This is a genomic window from Pseudonocardia yuanmonensis, assembly GCF_039542425.1.
Taxonomy (GTDB): Bacteria; Actinomycetota; Actinomycetes; order Mycobacteriales; family Pseudonocardiaceae; genus Pseudonocardia; species Pseudonocardia yuanmonensis.
The window spans coordinates 218,052-239,350 of sequence record NZ_BAABIC010000003.1; the positions used below are offsets into that span (position 1 = coordinate 218,052).

The 21,299-nt window shown below is 73.9% G+C and carries 17 protein-coding genes; 8 read left to right on the forward strand and 9 right to left on the reverse strand.

The window, feature by feature from the left end; all coding sequences use genetic code 11:
• Positions 1–47: 47 nt before the first annotated feature.
• From ABD990_RS05665 to ABD990_RS05695, 7 genes are read right to left on the reverse strand one after another with little or no spacing between them, the layout of a single operon-like run.
• Positions 48–461 carry a metal-sulfur cluster assembly factor gene (locus tag ABD990_RS05665; RefSeq protein ID WP_345378809.1) on the reverse strand — a complete coding sequence of 138 codons (414 nt, stop codon included), beginning with the start codon at positions 459–461 and terminating at the stop codon, positions 48–50.
• On the reverse strand, positions 458–910 hold the full coding sequence (gene sufU, locus ABD990_RS05670; protein ID WP_345378811.1) for a Fe-S cluster assembly sulfur transfer protein SufU: 453 nt from the start codon (positions 908–910) through the stop codon (positions 458–460). Before sufU ends, ABD990_RS05665 begins: the two co-directional genes overlap by 4 nt.
• Before the next feature lie 2 nt (positions 911–912).
• A complete protein-coding gene (locus ABD990_RS05675) occupies positions 913–2,199 on the reverse strand; it encodes a cysteine desulfurase (protein ID WP_345378812.1) in 1,287 nt (428 codons plus the stop codon).
• The gene (gene sufC, locus ABD990_RS05680; protein WP_345378814.1) at positions 2,196–2,957 is read right to left on the reverse strand and encodes a Fe-S cluster assembly ATPase SufC; all 762 of its coding nucleotides are present in this window, start codon (positions 2,955–2,957) and stop codon (positions 2,196–2,198) included. The genes ABD990_RS05675 and sufC overlap by 4 nt, the downstream gene beginning before the upstream one ends.
• A 31-nt stretch (positions 2,958–2,988) precedes the next feature.
• Positions 2,989–4,200, reverse strand: a complete 1,212-nt coding sequence (gene sufD / locus ABD990_RS05685; RefSeq protein ID WP_345378816.1) for a Fe-S cluster assembly protein SufD — start codon at positions 4,198–4,200, stop codon at positions 2,989–2,991.
• On the reverse strand, positions 4,197–5,633 hold the full coding sequence (gene sufB, locus ABD990_RS05690) for a Fe-S cluster assembly protein SufB (RefSeq protein WP_345378818.1): 1,437 nt from the start codon (positions 5,631–5,633) through the stop codon (positions 4,197–4,199). The genes sufD and sufB overlap by 4 nt, the downstream gene beginning before the upstream one ends.
• Complete coding sequence (locus tag ABD990_RS05695) at positions 5,630–6,454, reverse strand: helix-turn-helix transcriptional regulator (protein WP_425569455.1); 825 nt, start codon at positions 6,452–6,454, stop codon at positions 5,630–5,632. The genes sufB and ABD990_RS05695 overlap by 4 nt, the downstream gene beginning before the upstream one ends.
• A gap of 173 nt (positions 6,455–6,627) precedes the next feature.
• On the opposite strand from ABD990_RS05695, the gene mptB reads away from it, so the two are divergent.
• From mptB to ABD990_RS05715, 4 genes are all read left to right on the forward strand, one after another.
• Entirely contained in the window at positions 6,628–8,196 is a 1,569-nt protein-coding gene (gene mptB, locus ABD990_RS05700; RefSeq protein ID WP_345378820.1) for a polyprenol phosphomannose-dependent alpha 1,6 mannosyltransferase MptB, read from the forward strand.
• 98 nt (positions 8,197–8,294) lie between these two features.
• Entirely contained in the window at positions 8,295–9,203 is a 909-nt protein-coding gene (locus ABD990_RS05705; protein WP_345379048.1) for an ABC transporter ATP-binding protein, read from the forward strand.
• Complete coding sequence (locus tag ABD990_RS05710; protein ID WP_425569457.1) at positions 9,200–9,979, forward strand: ABC transporter permease; 780 nt, start codon at positions 9,200–9,202, stop codon at positions 9,977–9,979. Before ABD990_RS05705 ends, ABD990_RS05710 begins: the two co-directional genes overlap by 4 nt.
• Positions 9,980–10,003: 24 nt before the next feature.
• Complete coding sequence (locus tag ABD990_RS05715; RefSeq protein ID WP_345378821.1) at positions 10,004–10,960, forward strand: COX15/CtaA family protein; 957 nt, start codon at positions 10,004–10,006, stop codon at positions 10,958–10,960.
• Between the two features lie 497 nt (positions 10,961–11,457).
• Here ABD990_RS05715 and ABD990_RS05720 read toward each other — a convergent pair whose 3' ends face one another.
• Positions 11,458–12,666: an MFS transporter gene (locus ABD990_RS05720; protein ID WP_345378823.1), complete on the reverse strand. Its 1,209-nt coding sequence runs from the start codon at positions 12,664–12,666 to the stop codon at positions 11,458–11,460.
• A 101-nt stretch (positions 12,667–12,767) separates the two neighbouring features.
• Here ABD990_RS05720 and ABD990_RS05725 point away from each other — a divergent pair, with 101 nt between their 5' ends.
• Positions 12,768–14,813: a S9 family peptidase gene (locus tag ABD990_RS05725; RefSeq protein WP_345378824.1), complete on the forward strand. Its 2,046-nt coding sequence runs from the start codon at positions 12,768–12,770 to the stop codon at positions 14,811–14,813.
• Positions 14,814–14,876: 63 nt separating this feature from the next.
• On the opposite strand, the gene ABD990_RS05730 is transcribed toward ABD990_RS05725, so the two are convergent.
• Positions 14,877–15,857: a heme o synthase gene (locus ABD990_RS05730; protein WP_425569458.1), complete on the reverse strand. Its 981-nt coding sequence runs from the start codon at positions 15,855–15,857 to the stop codon at positions 14,877–14,879.
• A gap of 328 nt (positions 15,858–16,185) precedes the next feature.
• On the opposite strand from ABD990_RS05730, the gene tkt reads away from it, so the two are divergent.
• Genes tkt through ABD990_RS05745 form a run of 3 tightly spaced genes read left to right on the forward strand, consistent with a single transcriptional unit; the run spans position 16,186 to position 21,236 of the window.
• A complete protein-coding gene (tkt, locus tag ABD990_RS05735; protein ID WP_345378826.1) occupies positions 16,186–18,279 on the forward strand; it encodes a transketolase in 2,094 nt (697 codons plus the stop codon).
• Between the two features lie 29 nt (positions 18,280–18,308).
• Positions 18,309–19,421, forward strand: coding sequence for a transaldolase (tal, locus tag ABD990_RS05740; RefSeq protein WP_345378827.1), 1,113 nt, complete (start codon positions 18,309–18,311; stop codon positions 19,419–19,421).
• A 24-nt stretch (positions 19,422–19,445) separates the two neighbouring features.
• Positions 19,446–21,236, forward strand: a complete 1,791-nt coding sequence (locus ABD990_RS05745) for a hypothetical protein (protein ID WP_345378828.1) — start codon at positions 19,446–19,448, stop codon at positions 21,234–21,236.
• Positions 21,237–21,299 lie beyond the last annotated feature (63 nt).

Consider the following 21,299-nt stretch of genomic DNA (forward strand, 5'->3'; position numbering starts at 1 on the left):
GGGAGGTGCGACTCGGTGTACCGGAAGTGCCGACTCGCGGACGGTGTCTAGACGCGGAAGCCGAGGGCGCGCAGCTGCTCGCGGCCGTCCTCGGTGATCTTCTCCGGGCCCCACGGCGGCATCCAGACCCAGTTGATCGTGATGTCCTCGACCAGGCCGCCGGTGCTGCCGCCGGTGAGGGCGGAGCGGGCCTGCTCCTCGATCACGTCCGTCAGCGGGCAGGCCGCCGAGGTCAGGGTCATGTCGATGATCGCCTTGTTGTCCTCGACCTTCAGGCCGTAGACCAGGCCGAGGTCGACGACGTTGATCCCGAGCTCGGGGTCGACGACGTCCCGCATGGCCTCCTCGATGTCGTCGAGCGAGGGGCCCTCGCCGTCGGCCGGGGCGGCCGGCGGCTCCGGCATCCCGGCGGCGCCGCGGACGACCTCCTCGTCCGTCGTCCCGGTGGTGTTGTCGCTCATGCCTCCTCCTTCACCCGCGCGACGGCGTCCTTGAACGCCATCCAGCCGAGCAGGGCGCACTTGACGCGCGCCGGGTACTTGGAGACCCCGGCGAACGCGATCCCGTCCCCGATGATCTCCTCGTCGCCCGGGACCTTCCCGCGGCTCTGCGCCATCTCCTGGAAGGACTCCAGGATCCGGAACGCCTCCGTGACGCTCTTGCCGACGACCAGGTCGGTCAGCACGGACGTCGACGCCTGGCTGATCGAGCAGCCGAGCGACTCGTAGGACACGTCCCGCACGGTGCGGTGCTCGCCGTCGCCGTCGAGCTTGACCCGCAGGGTCACCTCGTCGCCGCAGGTCGGGTTGACGTGGTGGGTCTCCGCGTCGAACGGGTCCCGCAGGCCGGCCCCGTGGGGCTGGCGGTAGTGGTCCAGGATGATTTCCTGGTACATCTGCTCGAGCTGCATCCTCAGACCCCGAAGAACTCCCGGGCGGCCCGCACGCCGTCGGCGAGCTGGGCCACCTCCTCCGCCGTGGTGTACACGTGGAAGGACGCCCGGACGGTCGCCGCGATTCCGAAGCGCCGGTGCAGCGGCCACGCGCAGTGGTGCCCGACCCGCACGGCGATGCCCCGGTCGTCGAGCACCTGCCCGACGTCGTGCGCGTGCACCCCGTCGACGACGAACGACACCGCGCCGCCCCGCTGCTCGAGCGAGTCCGGCCCGATGATCCGCACGCCCTCGACCTCGCGGAGCGTGTCCAGGGCGACCTTCGTGAGCTCGCGCTCGTGGGCGAAGACCCGGTCCATACCGATCGCGGACAGGTAGTCCACGGCCGCGCCGAGGCCGACGGCCTGCGAGGTCATCGGCACGCCGGCCTCGAACCGCTGCGGCGGCGGGGCGTAGGTCGAGCCCTCCATCCGCACCATCTCGATCATCGAGCCGCCCGTGATGAAGGGCGGCATCGCGTCGAGCAGCTCGGTGCGGCCGTAGAGCACGCCGACCCCGGACGGGCCGAGCATCTTGTGCCCGGAGAACGCCGCGAAGTCGACGCCGAGCGCGGTCAGGTTGACCGGCATGTGCGGCACCGACTGGCACGCGTCGAGCACGGTGAGCGCCCCGACGGCCCGCGCCCGCCGCACCAGCTCCTCGACCGGGGCGATCGAGCCCAGGACGTTGGACTGGTGGGCGAAGGCCACGACCTTGGTGCGGTCGGTCAGCTCGAGCGAGTCGAGGTCGATGCGGCCGTCCTCGGTGACCGAGTACCAGCGCAGGGTCGCCCCGGTGCGCCGGCACAGCTCCTGCCACGGCACCAGGTTGGCGTGGTGCTCCAGCTCGGTGACGACGATCTCGTCGCCCGGGCCGACCGCGAACCGCTCCGACTCCGGGCCCAGCCCCGTGCGGATCGAGGAGTTGCTCATCGCGTACGCCACGAGGTTGATCGCCTCGGTGGCGTTCTTGGTGAACACCAGCTCCTCGGGCTCGGCACCGACGAACACGGCGATCCGCGAGCGGGCGCCCTCGTAGTCGTCCGTCGCCTCCTCGGCGAGCTGGTGCGCGCCGCGGTGCACGGCCGCGTTGTGCGTCTCGAGGAAGGCCCGCTCGGCGTCGAGCACCTGGCGGGGCCGCTGCGAGGTGGCCCCGGAGTCCAGGTACACCAGCGGGCGGCCCTCGCGGACGGTGCGCGACAGGATCGGGAAGTCGTCGCGGATCGCGGCGAGGTCCAGACCCGTGCTCGGGGCCTGGACGGCGGTCACGACGCCGCCACCTGCGCGACGAACCGCTCGTAGCCGTTCTTCTCGAGGTCGTCGGCCAGCTCGGGGCCGCCCGACTCGACGACCCGGCCGCCGGCGAACACGTGCACGAAGTCCGGCGTGATGTGCTGCAGGATCCGCGTGTAGTGCGTGATCAGCAGGACGCCGTTCTCGGGCGAGCGGAAGCGGTTGACGCCCTCGGACACGACCCGCAGCGCGTCGACGTCCAGGCCGGAGTCCGTCTCGTCGAGGATCGCGATCTTCGGGTTCAGCAGGGCGAGCTGCAGCACCTCGTGGCGCTTCTTCTCGCCGCCGGAGAAGCCCTCGTTCACCGAGCGGTCGGCGAACTCCTCGGAGATCCCGAGGTCGGACATCGCGCCCTTGACCTCCTTGACCCACGTGCGCAGCTTCGGGGCCTCGCCGCGGATCGCGGTGGCCGCCGAGCGCAGGAAGTTCGCCATCGAGACGCCGGGCACCTCGACGGGGTACTGCATGGCGAGGAACAGGCCGGCCCGGGCCCGCTCGTCGACGCTCATCTCGAGCACGTTCTCGCCGTCGAGCAGGACCTCGCCCGAGGTGATCTCGTACTTCGGGTGGCCCGCGATCGCGTAGGCGAGCGTGGACTTGCCGGAGCCGTTCGGCCCCATGATCGCGTGGGTCTCGCCGGCCTTCACGGTCAGGTCGACACCGCGCAGGATCGGCTTCGGACCGTCGTCGGTGCTGACCGACGCGTGCAGGTCCTTGATCTCCAGGGTGGACATCGCTGTTCGGAACTCCTGTGGTGGGAAGGGCTCAGACGCCGGTCACGGCGAGCTCGGCCTCGATGGCCGCCTCGAGCCGCTCGCGCAGGTCGGGCAGGGTGGCGGCGGGGATCCGCTGCAGGATCTCGCCGAAGAACGCGCGGACGACCAGGCGCCGGGCCTGGTCCTCGGGGATGCCGCGGCTCTGCAGGTAGAACAGCTGCTCGTCGTCGAACCGGCCGGTCGCGCTGGCGTGGCCCGCCGACACGATCTCGCCGGTCTCGATCTCGAGGTTCGGCACCGAGTCCGCGCGGGCGTGCTCGGTGAGCACCAGGTTGCGGTTGAACTCGAAGGTCTCGGTGTTCTCGGCGGCCGCCTGGATCAGCACGTCGCCGATCCACACGGTGTGCGCGTCGGTGGTGCCGGCGCGGCCCTGCAGGGCGTTCTTGTAGAGCACGTTCGACTTGCAGTGCGGCACCGCGTGGTCGACCAGCAGGCGCTGCTCGAGGTGCTGCCCGGCGTCGGCGTAGCCCAGCCCGACCAGGTCGACGTCGCCGCCCGGGGCGCGGTAGGTCACCGTGGGGCTGACGCGGACGAGGTCCCCGCCGAGCGAGACCGAGACGACCTTGAGGGTCGCGTCCCGGCCGATCGACAGGTGCTGCGCCGACACGTGCACCGCGTCGTCCGCCCACTCGTCGGTGACCACCAGGGTCAGCCGCGAGGAGTCGGCGAGCACGACCTCCAGGTTGTCCGCCAGCACGCCGGACCCGCGGTGCTCGAGCACCACGGTGGCCTCGGCGAACGGGGTGGTGCGCAGCTGCAGGTGTCCCGCGGCCGTCGACCCGGCGCCGGGGCCGTCGACGGTGATCGTGAGGGGCTCGGGGGTGCCGTCGAACGTGACGACGGTGGCCTCGGCGAAGGCCGACCAGGCCTGCGCGGCGACGCGGTCGGCGGGGACGCCGCCCTCGCCGATCCGCGCGTCGTCCCGCCCGACGGTCTCCACGGTCACGCCCTCGGCGGTGGGCACCGTGACCGGGGCCCGGCCGTCGAGCGGCGCGCTGCCGTCGTGCAGGCCCTTGAGCCGCTTGAGCGGGGTGAACCGCCAGTTCTCCTCCCGGCCGCCGGGGACCTCGAAGGCCTCGACGTCGTAGGAGGTGAAGCGCTCTCCGGCGGACAGGACGGGCTTCTCGCCCTGTCCCTCCTTCGCGCCGGCCAGCTCGGGGGCGAGCCCCGCGACCTCCGGGGCGTTGCTCGGAACCGTCATCCGACGGAACCCTCCATCTGCAGCTCGATCAGGCGGTTCAGCTCGAGGGCGTACTCCATGGGGAGCTCGCGCGCGATGGGCTCGACGAACCCGCGCACGACCATCGCCATGGCCTCGTCCTCGGTGAGACCGCGGCTCATCAGGTAGAAGAGCTGGTCGTCCGACACCTTCGAGACGGTGGCCTCGTGGCCCATCTGCACGTCGTCCGTGCGGATGTCGACGTACGGGTAGGTGTCGCTGCGGCTGATCGTGTCGACCAGCAGCGCGTCGCACTTGACCGTGCTCTTCGAGTTCTTGGCCCGCGGGTTGACCCGGATCAGGCCGCGGTACGACGTCCGGCCGCCGCCGCGCGCCACCGACTTCGAGATGATCGTCGACGACGTGTTCGGCGCGAGGTGCGTCATCTTCGCGCCCGCGTCCTGGTGCTGGCCCTCGCCGGCGAACGCGATGGACAGGACCTCGCCCTTGGCGTACTCGCCCATCAGCATCACGGCCGGGTACTTCATGGTCACCTTGGAGCCGAGGTTGCCGTCGACCCACTCCATGGTGGCGCCCTCTTCGGCCTTGGCCCGCTTGGTGACCAGGTTGTACACGTTGTTCGACCAGTTCTGGATGGTCGTGTACCGGACCCGGGCGTTCTTCTTGACGACGATCTCGACGACCGCGGAGTGCAGCGAGTCCGACTTGTAGATCGGCGCGGTGCAGCCCTCGACGTAGTGCACGTACGAGCCCTCGTCCGCGATGATCAGCGTCCGCTCGAACTGGCCCATGTTCTCGGTGTTGATCCGGAAGTAGGCCTGCAGCGGGATCTCGACGTGCACGCCCGGCGGCACGTAGATGAACGAGCCGCCCGACCACACGGCGGAGTTCAGCGCCGAGAACTTGTTGTCGCCGCTCGGGATCACCGAGCCGAAGTACTCCTTGAACAGCTCCGGGTGCTCACGCAGGCCGGTGTCGGTGTCCAGGAAGATGACGCCCTGCTCCTCCAGGTCCTCGCGGATCTGGTGGTAGACGACCTCGGACTCGTACTGCGCGGCGACACCGGCGACCAGGCGGGCCTTCTCGGCCTCCGGGATGCCCAGCTTGTCGTAGGTGTTCTTGATGTCCGGGGGCAGGTCCTCCCACGAGGTGGCCTGCTTCTCCGTGGACCGCACGAAGTACTTGATGTTGTCGAAGTCGATGCCCGACAGGTCCGAGCCCCAGCGCGGCATCGGCTTGCGCTCGAACAGGTCCAGCGCCTTGAGCCGGAAGTCGAGCATCCACTGCGGCTCGTTCTTCAGGCGGGAGATGTCGGCCACCACGTCGGCGGACAAACCGCGACGGGCGGACGCGCCGGCGACGTCCGGGTCGGACCAGCCGAAGTCGTACCGGCCGAGCGTCGCGAGCGTCTCCTCCTGCGTGAGCCCTGGCTTCACCTCAGGAGTGGTCGTCATGAAGACTGCCTCCCTCTCGGGGACGTGGTGGTCGCTTCCTGCCCCGCCGGTCCCGGGCGCTGCCCGATCCGGAGGCGTTCGGGAGCCTCCGGGAACACGGTGGGGACGTGGGTGGTGCACGCGGAGTCGCCGCGCGCGATGGTGGCCAAGCGTTGCACGTGCGTGCCCAGGACCTCCGCGAAGGCCGCGGTCTCGGCCTCGCAGAGCTCCGGGAACTCGGCCGCGACGTGGGCCACCGGGCAGTGGTGCTGGCACAGCTGCACGCCGTGCCCCGCCTCGCGGGCCGCCGCGGCGTACCCCCGGGACGTGAGCACCCTCGCGAGTGCCTCGGCCCGCTCCTCGGGCGTGCCGGCCGAGTGGATCTCGTCCTCGGTGCCGCCGAGGAGCTCGTGCACCCGGGACCGGGCGAACTCGCCGACGGCCTGCTCCCCCGCGTGCGCCGCGAGGAACCGCAGGGCCGAGGTGGCCAGGTCGTCGTAGCCGTGCCCGAAGCGGACCCGGCCCGCGTCGGTGAGCAGGAACTGCTTGGCCGGGCGGCCCCGCGAGCGCCGGGTGCGCCGCGGCGCCTCCCGGGTCTCCGCCTCGCCGTCGGCGATCAGGGCGTCCAGGTGCCGGCGCACTGCGGCGGCCGAGAGCTCCAGGTCGGACGCGACCTCCGCGGCCGTGATCGGCCCCTGCTCCAGCAGGAGCCGGGCGACGGCGAGCCGTGTCCGGCCCTCGGCGTGGGCGGGGACGTGCGCGGGGTGCCCGGCCGGTGCGGGCACGGCGACGGCGGACGCCTGCGGCGCCCGGGTCTCGGTGCTCGGTCCGGCTGTTTTCACAACACCAGTGTTGCGTATATGCCCGGGCGCGGCAAAGGCGGCCCCCCGCGCGGGTGAGCGGACTCACCACGCTCACCGGTCGGCGGCCGCTCGTCGGCCCGTGCCGGGCCGCCCGCAGTGCCGGCCCTCGGCTCCGGGCGGGGGTCGCGGCGCCGGTCGTTAGGCTCCCCGGCATGGCCGCCCCCGCCCTGGACCCCACCGGGTCGCCGCCGGCGGACCGGCCCGTCGCGGCCGATCCGGCCGGACCGGCGCGCCGGCTCGGGCTCACGGGAGCGCTGCTCATGGCCGTCGGCGCCCTGGGTGCCGGGGCCCTGCCCGTCCCCAACCCGCTCAACGGCCTGCGGCTGATCGGCCTTCCCTCCCGCAACGCGACCCTCGCCCTCGCCCTGACCTACGCGGGCATGGGCATGCTGGTGCTCGCCTGGCTGTGGATCGGGCGGATGCTCTCCGCGCGCGGCGCGGTGCCGCCCGCGCCGGACCGGCGCTCGATCGGCCGCGCCGGGATTCTCTGGGCGCTGCCGCTGGCGCTCGCGCCCCCGCTGTTCTCCAAGGACGTCTACAGCTACCTCGCGCAGTCGGCGATCGTGGCCCGCGGGCTCGACCCGTACGTCCTCGGGCCCGCGCAGGCCCTCGGCGTCGACGACCCCCTGACCCGCACGATCCCCACGATCTGGCGGGAGACGCCGGCGCCCTACGGGCCGCTGTTCCTCGTCGTCGGGCGGGGGATCACCGCGCTGACCGGCAACGACGTCGTGTTCGGCGTGCTGGCGCACCGCGCGCTCGCGCTGGGCGGCGTGGCCCTGATCCTCTGGGCGCTGCCCAAGCTGGCCCGCCGGTGCGGGATCGAGCCGGGCCTGGCGCTGTGGCTCGGCGCGGCCAATCCCCTGGTGCTGTTCCACCTGGTCAGCGGCATCCACAACGAGGCGCTCATGCTCGGGCTGCTGCTCGCCGGGCTGCACCTGGCGCTCGGTGATCCCGACGAGCCGGTCCCCTGGCCCCGCTGGGTCGCCGGCGCGGCACTCATCACGCTCGGCGCGTCGGTGAAGCTGCCCGCGCTGCTCGCGCTCGGCTTCCTCGGGATGGACCTGGCCAGGAGGTGGGGCGGGCGGATCCGGGACGTCGCGGCGGCGGCCGCGGCGCTCGCCGGGGTGGCCGTCGCGGTGTACGCCGTCATCGGCGTCGGCACCGGGCTGGGCTTCGGCTGGATCGCCACCCAGGGCACCGCCAACACCATCCGCAGCTGGATGTCGCTGTCCACCGACCTCGGCCAGCTCTCCGGCCAGATCGGCATCCTCGCCGGGCTCGGCGACCACACCGACACCACGCTCACCCTCACCCGCGGGCTCGGCGGCCTCGCCGCCGCAGTGGCCTGCGGCTGGCTGCTGTGGGTGTGCCTGAAGGGTCTGATCGACCCCGTGACGGGCGTGGGCGTCGGGCTGGGTGCCGTGGTGCTGCTGGGGCCGGTGGTGCACCCGTGGTACCTGCTGTGGGCGGCGATCCCGCTCGCCGCCACCCGCGGGATGCCGCGCTACCGGCGGTTCGCGCTGGCCGCGTCGGCGATCATCGCGCTGATGGTCCCGCCCACCGGCGCGGACTTCAACTTCCGCGCCTACCAGCTGCCCTTCGGGATCGTGGCCGGCGCCGTGATCCTGCTCGTCGGACTGCTCCTCGTCCGGTACACGTCGCGCCCCGACGCGGTGCGCGATCCGGGTGCCGCGCCCGCCGCGCGGACCCCTGCCTAGACTCGTCCGTTGTGCAGATCCCCCCGTCGGCCCGGTCGGGCGAGGCCGTCCCGGGCGCCGCGGCGCCCGCCGCGGAGACCGCTGCGGAGGACACGGCCGTGTCCGTCCGCGGCCTGGTCAAGCGGTTCGGCGCGACCACGGCCGTCGCGGGGCTGGACCTGACCCTGGGCCGCGGGACGGTCCTGGCGCTGCTCGGGCCCAACGGCGCGGGGAAGACCACCACGATCGAGGTCTGCACGGGCTTCCAGCGCGCCGACGAGGGCGAGGTCCGCGTGCTCGGGTTGGACCCGGCCGGCGCGCCCGACGCGCTGCGGGCGCGCATCGGGATCATGCCGCAGGGCGGCGGCGCGTACCCGGCCGTGAAGGCCGGCGAGATGCTGCGGCTCGTCGCCGCGTGCTCGGCCCACCCCCTCGACCCCGCGTGGCTGATCGAGGTGCTCGGGCTGTCCGGCGCCGCGCGGACCCCGTACAAACGGCTCTCCGGCGGGCAGCAGCAGCGGCTCGCGCTGGCGTGCGCCGTCGTCGGGCGGCCGGAGCTGGTGTTCCTCGACGAGCCGACGGCCGGGATGGACCCGCAGGCCCGCCGGGTGGTGTGGGACCTCGTCTCCGCGCTGCGCCGGGACGGGGTCGCGGTCCTGCTGACCACGCACCTCATGGAGGAGGCCGAGGCGCTGGCGGACGAGGTCGTGATCGTCGACCACGGCCGCGTCGTGGCCGCCGGCAGCCCGGCCGAGCTCACCGCGGGCGGGGACGAGCAGGAGCTGCGCTTCCGTGCCCGCACCGGGATGGACGTCGAGGCGCTCACCGCCGCGCTGCCCGCGGGCTACCGCGCGGCCGAGACGGTGGCCGGCCGCTACGTCGTCCGCGGGCGCATCGACCCGCACGTCCTGTCCGCGATCACCGGCTGGTGCGCGGGCCAGGGCGCCCTCGCCGACGACGTCCAGGTGGCCCGGCGCAGCCTCGAGGACGTCTTCCTGGACCTGACCGGACGGGAGCTGCGGTCGTGAGGGAGCTGTTCGCACCCGGGACCTTCACCCCGGCGCCCGGACGGGGCCGGCTGGGCCGGATGCTGCTGACCCAGGCGGGCACCGAGACCCGCCTGGCGCTGCGCAACGGCGAGCAGGTGCTGCTCACCCTGCTGATTCCCGTCGTGCTGCTCGTCGGGCTGTCCGTGCTGCGGGTCGTGCCGCTGCCGGAGCCGCGGGTGGCCTCGGTGGTGCCGGCCGTGCTGGCGCTGGCGGTGATGTCGACGGCGTTCACCAGCCAGGCCATCGCGCTGGGCTTCGACCGCCGGTACGGGGTGATCCGGCGGCTCGCCGCCACCGCGCTGCCCCGCTGGCTGCTGGTGGCCGGCCGGCTCGCGGCCGTCCTCGCCGTCGTCGTGGTGCAGCTGGTGATCCTCGGGGTGGTCGCGGCGCTGCTCGGCTGGCGGCCCCACGTCGCCGGCCTGGGCTGGGCGCTGCTCATGGTGCTGCTCGGCTGTGCCGCCTTCGGTGCGCTGGGGATCCTGCTCGGCGGGACGCTGCGCGCCGAGATCGTGCTGGCGGTGGCCAACCTCGTGTGGTTCGTGCTGCTGCTCGGCGGCGGCATCGTGATCCCGCTGGACCAGCTGCCCGGGGGGATCGCCGCGGTGGCCGCCGCGCTGCCGTCCGGGGCGCTGGCCGAGGGCCTGCGCGCGCCGCTCGTGGACGGCACCGCCCCCGGGATCGGCGCGGTCCTGGTGCTGCTCGCGTGGGCCGCCGTGGCCGGCGGGGTGGCGGTGAAGGCCGTCCGCCTGCGCTGAGCCGCATCTTCTACCATCCGTAGTGTGAACTTGCTGCGGCGCGTGCCGGCGACGTCCCCGCTGTGGATGCGGCGGCTGGCGATCCTGTCGCTCATCGGGCAGGCGGGGATCATGGTCACGGGCGCGGTGGTGCGGGTGACCGGCTCCGGCCTGGGCTGCCCCACGTGGCCGAACTGCTTCCCCGGCTCGCTCGTGCCCGAGCCGCACCCCGAGATCGCGCCGCTGACCCAGTGGGTCGAGTTCGGCAACCGGCTGCTGTCGGTGTTCCTCGTGATCGTGGCCGGGCTGACCTTCCTCGCGGCGCTCACCGTCCGGCCGCGCCGCCGCCGGCTCACCTGGCTGGCGCTCGCGATGCCGCTCGGCGTCGTGGCGCAGGCCGTGATCGGCGGGTTCACCGTGCTCGCGGGCCTGGCGTGGTGGAGCGTGATGCCGCACTTCCTCGCCTCGACGATCCTGGTCTGGCTCGCGGTCGAACTCGTCGACGAGGCAACCGCCGGCGGGCCCGTCACCCGGACCGTGCCGCGCCCGGTGCGGATGCTCACCGTGGTGAGCAGCGTGGTGCTGGGGGCGCTGCTGGTCGCCGGCACGCTGGTCACCGCCGCCGGCCCGCACGCGGGCGACGCGGCCACCCCGCGCCTCGGGATCGGCGTGCCCGCGCTGGCGCAGCTGCACGCGGACCTGCTGTTCGCCTACCTCGGCCTGCTCGTCGGCCTCGGCTTTGCGCTCTGGACGGCCGGTGCCCCCGCCCGGCTGAAGCGCCGCTACGGCGTCCTCGTGGCCGTCGTACTGGCTCAGGGCGCGCTGGGCGGGATCCAGTACGCCCTCGGCGTGCCCGAGGTCCTCGTCGCCCTGCACGTGCTCGGCGCGGCGCTCACCACCGCCGCCGCTGCGGGGGTCTGGGCGGCCACCAGCCACCGCGCCCCCGCACCCCCGGCCGTCGAGTCCCCGGCCTCCGAGCCCACCCTCGCCGCCAGCCGCTGAGCGCCGATCGCCTCCCGCCGGGTGGGGGGTCCGCGGTCGCCAGGAGCGCTGAGTGGGTGTGCGCCGCGCACACCCGCCGGTTCCCGGCACAACCGCTCGGACCCGGTCGCACACCGGCGACGTCCGCCGCACACCCGGCCGATGGCCTGTACGGCGTCCGAACGGGTGTGGGAGCTGCGTGAAGAACGACAGCAGTGGACGGAAGCCGCGCGCCCGCGGGCCCGCCGCTGGCCGGCCCACTGTCCCCGTACCGCACGGCAGGACCCGGCGCGCCGCTGTCGCGTCGCTGGCGCGGGGTCCGATCGCTCGTCACCGGCGCCCTGGCCGTCGAGGTCCGCGGGCCTGCGGCTGGCGGATCCGCCCGGCCCGCACATCCCGAGAGGCCCCGCACACCCGGTCGACGGCGTGTGCCACTGACCGATCCGGTGTGCGGCGCCGCCGGAGCGGGTGTGCCGCATCACCGGCGGGTGTGCCGTGACCACCGCGGGCCGGGACGCTCAGGCCGCGCGCCTGCTCGCCCGCAGCGTCAGCACCACCGCGATGAGCGCCAGGAGCGCCACGAGCCCCGAGAACACCACGCCCGCCGGCACCAGGCCGAAGGCCTGCGCGGCCGCGCCCACGCCGATCACCGGCAGCGAGATGGCGACGTAGAGGACCAGGAAGAAGGTCGCGACCACGGCCCCGCGGACCTCCTGCGGCGCGCGCGAGCCGACCGCGCCCAGCCCTGCCCGGAAGCTCATGCCCTGGCCGAGCCCGGCGATCGCGGCGCCGATGCAGAACAGGGCGAGCGAGGCCGTCGCGATGCCCGTGCCGATCAGCGCGGCACCGACGGCCAGCCCGCCGCAGCCGCCCGGGAGCGCCAGCCGCTCGGGCACGGAGGCCGACAGCACCTGGCCGAGCGCCGATGCCCCGAGCATCAGGAACACCACGAGCCCCACGACCACGTGGCTGGTCCGGCCCAGCACCTGGACCAGCACGGACGGCGACACGGCCGTGAACAGACCGAGCACGGCGAAGCCCGCGAACCCGCCGATCGCGGCGCGCACGAACACCCCGCGCACCTCCTCCGGCACCCCGCCGACCCGCAGCGGCTCGATCCGGAAGGGCCCCCGCCGTTCCACCGGTTCGGGCACGAACCACAGGGCGACCGTCGCGGCGACCACGAGCGCCGCGTGCACGAGGTAGGACAGGTCCAGCGGCAGCGGCGCGTACTGCGCGAGGACCCCGGCCAGCACCGGCCCGAGGCCCAGCCCCAGCATGTTGACCGCGGCGGCGACCAGCCCGGCCCGGGCCTTCCGGTCCTCGCCGGCCAGGTCGATGATCGTCGCAGTGGCGGTGCCCGTGAAGATGCCCGCCGAGACGCCGGACAGGAACCGCCCCACGAACAGCGCGGGCTCCGCGGGGATCACGAACACCAGCGAGCTGACCAGCGCGAACGCCAGGCCGGCCAGCAGCACCGGGCGTCGCCCGATGCGGTCGGAGAGGTTCCCGAGGACCACGAGGGCGGCGCCGACGCCCACGGCGTAGGTCGCGAAGATCACGGTCACCATCAGGCCGCCGAACCCGTACCGCTGCTCGTACAGCGGGTAGAGCGGCGTCGGGAGCGTGGTCCCGATCATCGTGACGACGAACGTCACGGCGACCACCGCCGTGCCGACGGCCCGGCTCATCACCGTCCGACCGGCCGTCGCCTGCGCTGACGTCACTCCACAGCCCCTTTCGTCGTGCCCCGGCCATTGTCCGCCGCACCCCGCGCACCGCCGCAGCCCGTCCCCTCCGGACGGGCGGGACGGTGTAGGCATGGGACGTGTCCGAGCCTGTTTCCCCCGCCGAGCCCGCCACCCCGCCGGGCACCCCGTTCGCCGACCTGCAGTCCTTCGTCGCGCTCCCCCGCCTCGCCGGCCTCGCGCTCTCCCCCGACGGGTCGCGGCTGGTCACCACGGTCGCGCACCTGGACCGCGACCGGACGGCGTGGCGGCCCGCCCTATGGGAGGTCGACCCCGCGGGCGAGGCCCCGGCGCACCGGCTGACCCGCAGCGGGAAGGGCGAGTCCGCGCCCGCCTTCACTCCGGAGGGTGACCTCCTCTTCGTCTCCGCCCGCCCCGATCCGGAGGCGGCGCCCGACGCGCCCGACGCCGCGGCGCTGTGGTCGCTGCCCGCGGGCGGCGGCGAGGCGCACGTCGTGCGGACCCGACCGGGTGGGATCGCAAGCCCGCTCGTCGCCCGGGAGGCGGGCACCCTGCTGGTCACCTCGGCCACCCTGCCGGGGGCCGTGAGCGGCGAGGACGACGCCGCCCGCCGCAAGGCGCGCAGCGAGAAGAAGATCTCGGCGATCCTGCACGACGGCTACCCGGTCCGGTTCTGGGACCACGACCTGGGCCCGGACGAGGCCCGGCTGCTGGCCGCCCGCCCCGGCGAGCCGTGGACGGACCTCACGCCCGCACCCGGCGGCGCGCTCGTCGACACCTCGGCCGACATCGCCCCGGACGGCCGCACGGCCGTGACCGGGTGGAACGTGTCCGACGGCCACGGCGCCTCCCGCGCCACCGTGGTCGCGTTCGACACCACCACCGGGGAGCGGCGCACCCTGCTGGACGACCCCGGCCACGACTTCGGCACCCCGCGCGTCAGCCCCGACGGGCGGACCGTCGCCGCGATCCGCACCCGCCGCTCCACCCCCGAACGGGCCCCACGGCAGACGCTCGTGCTCGTGCCGCTCGCCGGCGACGGGACCGACGGAGGAGCCCGCGGGCCGGCCGACGACTGGGACCGGTGGCCGACCGCCCTCACCTGGACGCCGGACTCGTCCGCGCTGATCGTCACGGCCGACGAGCAGGGCTGCGGCCCGCTGTTCCGGGTCGAGGTGCAGACCGGTGCCGTCACCCGGCTGACCGGCGACCACGGCGCCTACACCGACCCCGTCGTCTCGCCCGACGGCGCGTACGTCTTCGCGCTGCGCTCCGCCGTCGACAGCCCGCCCGCCCCGGTCCGGCTCGACGCGCACACGGCCGACCAGCAGCCCACGCTCCTGCCCGGCCCCGCCGAACAGCCGGCCCTGCCGGGCACCCTCACCGAGGTCACGGCCACGGCGGAGGACGGCTCACCGCTGCGCGCCTGGCTGGTGCTGCCGGAGACGGACGACCCGGCGCCCCTGCTGCTCTGGGTGCACGGCGGCCCCCTGAACAGCTGGAACGCCTGGCAGTGGCGGTGGAACCCGTGGCTCATGGCCGCCCGCGGCTATGCCGTGCTGCTGCCGGACCCCGCGCTGTCCACCGGCTACGGCCAGGACTTCGTGCAGCGCGGCTGGGGTGCCTGGGGCGGCCCGCCCTACACGGACCTCATGGTCCTCACGAACGTCACGGAGACGCTCCCCGAGGTCGACGCCTCCCGTACCGCGGCGATGGGCGGCTCCTTCGGCGGCTACATGGCCAACTGGATCGCCGGGCACACCGACCGGTTCCGGGCGATCGTCACGCACGCCAGCCTGTGGGCCCTCGACCAGTTCGGCCCGACCACGGACTTCGCCGACTACTGGCTCATCGAGATGACGCCGGAGATGGCGGCGGAGAACAGCCCGCACCACCACGTCGACGCGATCACCACGCCGATGCTGGTGATCCACGGCGACAAGGACTACCGCGTCCCGATCGGCGAGGGCCTGCGGCTGTGGTGGGACCTGCAGTCCCGCGTGGCCGACCCCGGGAAGAACCCGCACCGGTTCCTGTACTTCCCGGACGAGAACCACTGGGTGCTCACGCCCCAGCACGCCGTGCTCTGGTACGAGACGGTCCACGCCTTCCTCGCCCACCACGTGCTCGGTGAGCCGTGGCGGACCCCCGAACTCCTGCGGTGAGGAGCGCGTGCGCGGTCGGTGGTGCCGGAGCACCACCGACCGCGCACGGGGCGGCGGAGCCGCTCAGAGGACGGTGGGCAGGCCGATCGCGGCGTCGACGGCGATCGTCAGGAAGAGGCCGCAGAGGTAGAGGTTGGAGAGGTGGAACAGCCGCATCGGCGCCACCTCCCGGCCCGCCTTCACGCCGGCGTGCAGCCGGTGCGCGGTGACCACGAAGTACACGCCGCCCAGCAGCGCGAACGCGACGTAGATCCACGAGGTGACCGGCAGGAGCAGGAAGGTCCAGAGCGCCATCACCCACGAGTAGGCGACGATCCGCACCGAGACCTGCCGCGGCGTGGCCACGACCGGGAGCATCGGCACCTCGGCGGCGGCGTAGTCGTCCTTGTACTTCATGGCCAGCGCCCAGAAGTGGGGCGGCGTCCAGAAGAAGATCACGCCGAACATCACCAGCGCGGGCCACCCGACCGTGCCGGTGACGGCCGACCAGCCGATGACCACCGGCATGCACCCGGCGGCGCCGCCCCACACGATGTTCTGCGAGGTCCGCCGCTTGAGCACCAGCGTGTAGACGAGCACGTAGAACGCGATCGCGGCCACCGAGAGCAGCGCGGAGAGCAGGTTCGTGGTGGCCCAGAGCCAGACCGCCGACAGCGCGCCCAGCACCAGGCCGAACACCAGCGCATTGCGCCGGGGCACCTCGCCGCGGGCGGTGGGCCGCCGCGCCGTGCGCTTCATCTTGGCGTCGATGTCGGCGTCGACCACGCAGTTCAGCGCGTGCGCGCTGGCCGCGGCCATCGCCCCGCCGACCAGCGTGGCCAGGATCAGCCACACGGACGGGATCGCGCGCTCGGCCAGGACCATCGCCGGGACCGTGACGACGAGCAACTGCTCGATGATGCGCGTCTTGGTGAGCCCGAGGTAGGCGCGCACCGTGTCCCGGAACCGCGCGAGCCGTCCGCCGACGGGTACCGGCACCGGCCCCGGGGGTCCCGTCCGGTCGGGCCTCTCGGCCGCTCCCCGGTGTGAGACGGGTGCGCTCACCAGTTGCTACCTCGCTCGCCGACGGACTGTGGTGGGTGCCGCGTCCACCGGCCCGTATCGAACGCACAGCCCACGGACCGACTTCTACAACGCGTCGATGCTAACCGGTGGAATGCGCGCCGGGGTCCCGGGGTAGTCCGGTCGGTGTCCGATCGACGCAGGATCGGGCGGCGTCCGTCGACCGGCCGCTAGAGTCCGGGGTCGAGCCGGACGCGCCGGCCGGTCCACGCCGTCGACGTCGTGGCGGACGCGGGGCAGGGACAGAAGACTGGACAACGCCCCCACGGGTAGGCCGGCGCCCCCACCCACGAGGACAGGAGCTTCAGGCGTGTCTGCAACGGAGTCCGAGATCGAGGCACTGACCACGGCGCACGTCCCGGACGACTGGTCCGACCTGGACAAGCGCGCCGTCGACACGATCCGCGTGCTGGCCGCCGACGCCGTGCAGAAGTGCGGCAGCGGCCACCCGGGTACGGCCATGAGCCTGGCCCCGCTCGCGTACGTCCTCTACCAGCGCGTCATGCGGCACGACCCCACCGACCCGGGCTGGGTCGGGCGTGACCGTTTCGTCCTCTCCGCGGGCCACTCCAGCCTGACCCTGTACATCCAGCTCTTCCTCGCCGGCTACGGCATGGAGATGGAGGACCTGGCGGCGCTGCGGACCTGGGGCTCCAAGACCCCGGGCCACCCGGAGCTGGAGGCCACCCCCAACGGCGTCGAGATGACGACGGGGCCGCTCGGCCAGGGCCTGTCCTCCGCGGTCGGCATGGCCATCGCCTCGCGCCGCGAGCGCGGTCTGTTCGACCCGGACGCCCCGGAGGGCTCCTCGCCGTTCGACCACTTCGTCTACGTCATCGCCTCGGACGGGGACATCGAGGAGGGCATCACCAGCGAGGCCTCCTCGATCGCGGGGCGCCAGGAGCTGGGCAACCTCATCGTCTTCTACGACGACAACAAGATCTCCATCGAGGACGACACCACCATCGCGCTGTCCGAGGACACCGCGAAGCGCTACGAGGCCTACGGCTGGCACGTCCAGGTCGTCGAGGGCGGCGAGAACGTCAGCGGGATCCTCGAGGCGATCGAGAACGCGAAGGCCGAGACCGGCCGCCCGTCGTTCATCCTGATCCGGACGGTCATCGGCTTCCCGGCGCCCACCAAGATGAACACCGGCAAGGCGCACGGCGCCGCGCTGGGCGCCGACGAGGTCGCCGAGGTCAAGCGGATCCTCGGCTTCGACCCGGAGAAGAGCTTCCAGATCGAGCCCGAGGTGCTCGAGCACACCCGCTCGGTCGGCGAGCGGCAGGGCGGCGCCATCGACCACTGGCGCAACGCGTTCGACGACTGGGCGATGCGCGAGCCCGAGCGCAAGCAGCTGTTCGACCGGTTGCTGGCCAACGCCCTGCCCGAGGGCTGGGCCGACGCGCTGCCCACTTGGGAGCCGGACCCCAAGGGCATCGCCACCCGCAAGGCGTCGGGTGAGGTGCTGAAGGCGCTGGCGCCGGTGCTGCCGGAGCTGTGGGGTGGCTCGGCGGACCTGGCCGAGAGCAACAACACCACGATGGAGGGCGCCGACTCGTTCGGCCCCAAGAGCGCCGCCACGAAGATGTGGAACGCGAACCCGTACGGCCGCACGCTGCACTTCGGCGTCCGCGAGCACGCGATGGGCGCGATCCTCAACGGCATCGCCCTGCACGGCCCCACCCGCCCCTACGGCGGCACGTTCCTGCAGTTCAGCGACTACATGCGCGGCGCGGTCCGGCTGGGTGCGCTGATGAAGAGCGCCGCGATCTTCGTGTGGACGCACGACTCGATCGGCCTGGGCGAGGACGGCCCCACGCACCAGCCGATCGAGCACCTCGCCGCGCTGCGCGCCATCCCGAACCTGTCGATGGTCCGCCCCGCCGACGCGAACGAGACCGCCGCCGCCTGGAAGGCCACGATGGAGTGGCAGGACGGGCCCGTCGGCCTGGCCCTGACCCGGCAGAACGTGCCGGTGCTGGAGGGCACCTCGGCCGAGGGCGTGGCGAAGGGCGGCTACGTGCTCGCCGACGCGTCCGACGGGGACCCGCAGGTGGTGATCATCGGCACGGGATCGGAGGTGCAGCTCGCGGTCGCCGCCCGGAAGACCCTGGAGGCCGAGGGCGTTCCCACCCGTGTGGTGTCCATGCCCTGCGTGGAGTGGTTCGACGCGCAGGACGCCGCGTACCGCGACTCCGTGCTGCCGCCGTCGGTGAAGGCGCGGGTCGCGGTCGAGGCCGGCATCGCGATGCCGTGGTACCGGTTCGTCGGCGACGCCGGGCGGATCGTGAGCATCGAGCACTTCGGGGCCAGCGCCGACGCGGCCACCCTGTTCGAGAAGTTCGGCTTCACGCCCGAGGCCGTCGTCGACGCGGCGCGGGCGAGCCTCGGCAAGTCCTGAACCCGCCACCTGAAGAAGGAGTACCGGCAATGAGCACCCACGAACGGCTCGCCGCGCTGTCCGAGGCGGGGGTCTCGATCTGGCTCGACGACCTGTCCCGGGAGCGGATCACCTCCGGCAACCTCGCCGAGCTGATCAGCGACTGGAACGTCGTCGGCGTCACCACCAACCCGACCATCTTCGCGGCCGCGCTCAAGGACGGCCCGTCCTACAACAGCCAGGTCAACGAGCTGGCGGGCCGCGGCGCGGACGTCGCCGCCGCGATCCGCGAGATCACCGTGGCGGACGTCCAGCAGGCCTGCGACGTCTTCAGCGGCACCTGGGAGGCCACGAACGGGATCGACGGGCGCGTGTCGCTCGAGGTCGACCCGACGCTGGCCCGCGACACCGAGGCCACCGTGGCCCAGGCGCTCGACCTGTGGAAGGCCGTCGACCGGCCGAACCTGCTGGTCAAGATCCCGGCCACCGAGCCCGGCCTGCCGGCGATCACCCGCGCGCTGTCCGAGGGCGTGAGCGTCAACGTCACGCTGATCTTCTCGGTAGAGCGGTACAAGGCCGTGATGGAGGCCTTCCTGTCCGGCCTGGAGCAGGCCGAGAAGAACGGCCAGGAGCTCTCCCGGATCGCGTCGGTCGCCTCGTTCTTCGTGTCCCGGGTGGACACCGAGATCGACAAGCGGCTGGACGACATCGGCACCGACGAGGCGAAGGCCCTCAAGGGCAAGGCGGGTGTCGCGAACTCGCGGCTGGCCTTCGCCGCCTACGAGGAGGTCTTCGGCTCCGACCGCTGGGCCGCGCTCGAGGCGAAGGGCGCCCGGCGGCAGCGTCCGCTGTGGGCCTCCACCGGCGTGAAGAACCCCGAGTACCCGGACACCCTGTACGTGACCGAGCTCGTGGTCCCGAACGTCGTCAACACCATGCCGGAGAAGACCCTGCAGGCCTTCGCCGACCACGGCGAGGTCGAGGGCGACAAGGTCTCCGGCACCGCCGCGGAGGCGCAGCAGGTGTTCGACGACCTCGAGCGGGTGGGTATCGACATCACGGACGTCTTCCTCACCCTGGAGAACGAGGGCGTCGACAAGTTCGAGAAGTCCTGGTCCGAGCTGCAGGAGTCGGTGCAGGAGCAGCTGGACGCCGCGAAGTAGTCCGATCCCAGGAGGCTCACCCCCGTGACCTCGCGACCCGCCGTCGGGCTCCCCGTCGTGGAGCTCGGCGGCGGTTCCCGTCCCGCCCCCGGTCCGCTGGCCCGCCAGGCCCGGCGGATCGCCGCCGAGCTGGCCACGGACGTCGTCGCGTCCCGGATCACCGACGCGGACCCGTCCGCGTGGGGTCCGGCCGCGGGCGACGGCCTCGGCTGGGCCGCGCTGCCCCGCACCTCCCGCCCGCTCGTCGGCCAGGTCGATGCGCTGCGGGAGACCTTCCGGGTCGAGGGCGCCGCCCGCGTGCTGCTCGTCGGCGACGCACGCTGGACCCTCGGCGCGCAGGTCCTCGCCGGTGAGTCCGGCCTGCTGCGGGTGCTGGACTCCCCCGATCCCGGGGCCGTCTCGCACGCGCTGGCCGGCGACCTGAGCGGCACGGTGCTGGTCGTCGCCGACCCCGCGGGGGACACCGCGTGGATCGCCGCGGTGCACGAGCTCCTCGCCGCGGCCGTCGCCGAGGAGGTCGGCCCGCGCCGCGCCGCCGAGCGCACGGTGGTGCTCACCGAGGCCGGCTCGCCGCTCGACGAGAGCGCCCGCGCCGCCGGCTCGGTGGTGATCACGACCGAGCGGGACGTCCCCGGCGCCTGGTCCGTCCTCGGGGCGCCCGGGCTGGTCCCCGCCGGGCTGGCCGGGGCGCCGGTCGCGGAGGTGCTCGACGACGCCCGGGCCGTGGCCGAGCTGCTCACCGCCGACGAGGCGCAGAACCCCGCGCTGGAGCTGGCCGGGGTGCTCGTCACCGTCGGCGCGGGGGCCGTGCTCCTCGACCCCGCCGCGGGGCCGCCGGCGCTCGCGGAGTGGGTGGCCGCGCTGCTCGCCGCCGCCGGGGGCACGCCCGTGCTCGTCGACGACACCGATCCCGACGGCCTGCCCACCGGCCCCGTGCTCGCGCCCGCGACCGCGCGCCACCCCGACGCCGCGCCGGACGACCTGTCCGAGCTCCTCGACGGCGGGCGGGACGTGGAGCCGACCGTCGACGCGCTGCTCGCCCGGGTCACCGGAGCCGGACCCGACGAGGGCCCGGACCAGGACACCGAGGAACCGGACGAGGGCGACGGGGCCGGGGACCTGGACGGCGAGGTGGTCCGCACCGGCGGGCCGCTGGGCGCCGAACTGCTGCTGTGGGAGTACGCGGCGGCCGCGGCCGCACGCCTGCTCGACGGCGAGGCGTTCGGCCCCGAGGCCCCCGCCACCGGTACGGCCGCTGCGAGCGGCTCGATCGGTTCGGGCACGACGGCCGGGCCGGAGCCGCTCCCGCTGCAGGGCTCGGACGGACTCGTCGACGTCCACACGACGGCGTCGCTCGCGCCGGCCGGGGACCCGGCGGCCGCGGTGCAGGCCGCGCTGCAGGCCCTGGTCGACGCCGTCCCGCCCGGCGGGCACCTGGCGGTGTCGGTGTGGCTCGATCCCGCCGACGACGCCTCCGTCGCCGTGCTGCGCGGCGAGCTGGCCCGCCGCGCGGGCGTGCCCGTGACCTTCGGGTGGGGCCCGCGGGACCGCGGGGTGCTGGCCCCGTTCCGCAGGGACGCCCCCCGACCGGGTGCCCTCTGCCTGGTCACGGGCGACCCGCCGGACGATCTCGTTCCCGATCCGGGGCCGGCCCTGACTAGTCTGGCGCTGACCGAGGCAGGCGGCGTCGCGGCCGACGTCGCGGCGCGGGGGGTCCCCGTGCTGCGGCTGCACCTCACGGACCGGGTGGCCGGGCTGGTCTCGCTCGCCCGCGCGGTCCAGGGGCTGGTCCGTCGCGGGACCCGGGCCGACTGAACCGGGGCGGCCGCACCGGGCCGACCGATCGAGCCGCACGACCGACCCGAGACCGAGCCGAGA

Coding starts and splice junctions, on each gene's coding strand:
- ABD990_RS05665 (WP_345378809.1), bottom strand. CDS start 461: ATGAGCGACAACACCACCGGGACGACGGACGAGGAGGTCGTCCGCGGC.
- sufU (WP_345378811.1), bottom strand. CDS start 910: ATGCAGCTCGAGCAGATGTACCAGGAAATCATCCTGGACCACTACCGC.
- sufC (WP_345378814.1), bottom strand. CDS start 2,957: ATGTCCACCCTGGAGATCAAGGACCTGCACGCGTCGGTCAGCACCGAC.
- sufD (WP_345378816.1), bottom strand. CDS start 4,200: ATGACGGTTCCGAGCAACGCCCCGGAGGTCGCGGGGCTCGCCCCCGAG.
- sufB (WP_345378818.1), bottom strand. CDS start 5,633: ATGACGACCACTCCTGAGGTGAAGCCAGGGCTCACGCAGGAGGAGACG.
- mptB (WP_345378820.1), top strand. CDS start 6,628: ATGGCCGCCCCCGCCCTGGACCCCACCGGGTCGCCGCCGGCGGACCGG.
- tal (WP_345378827.1), top strand. CDS start 18,309: ATGAGCACCCACGAACGGCTCGCCGCGCTGTCCGAGGCGGGGGTCTCG.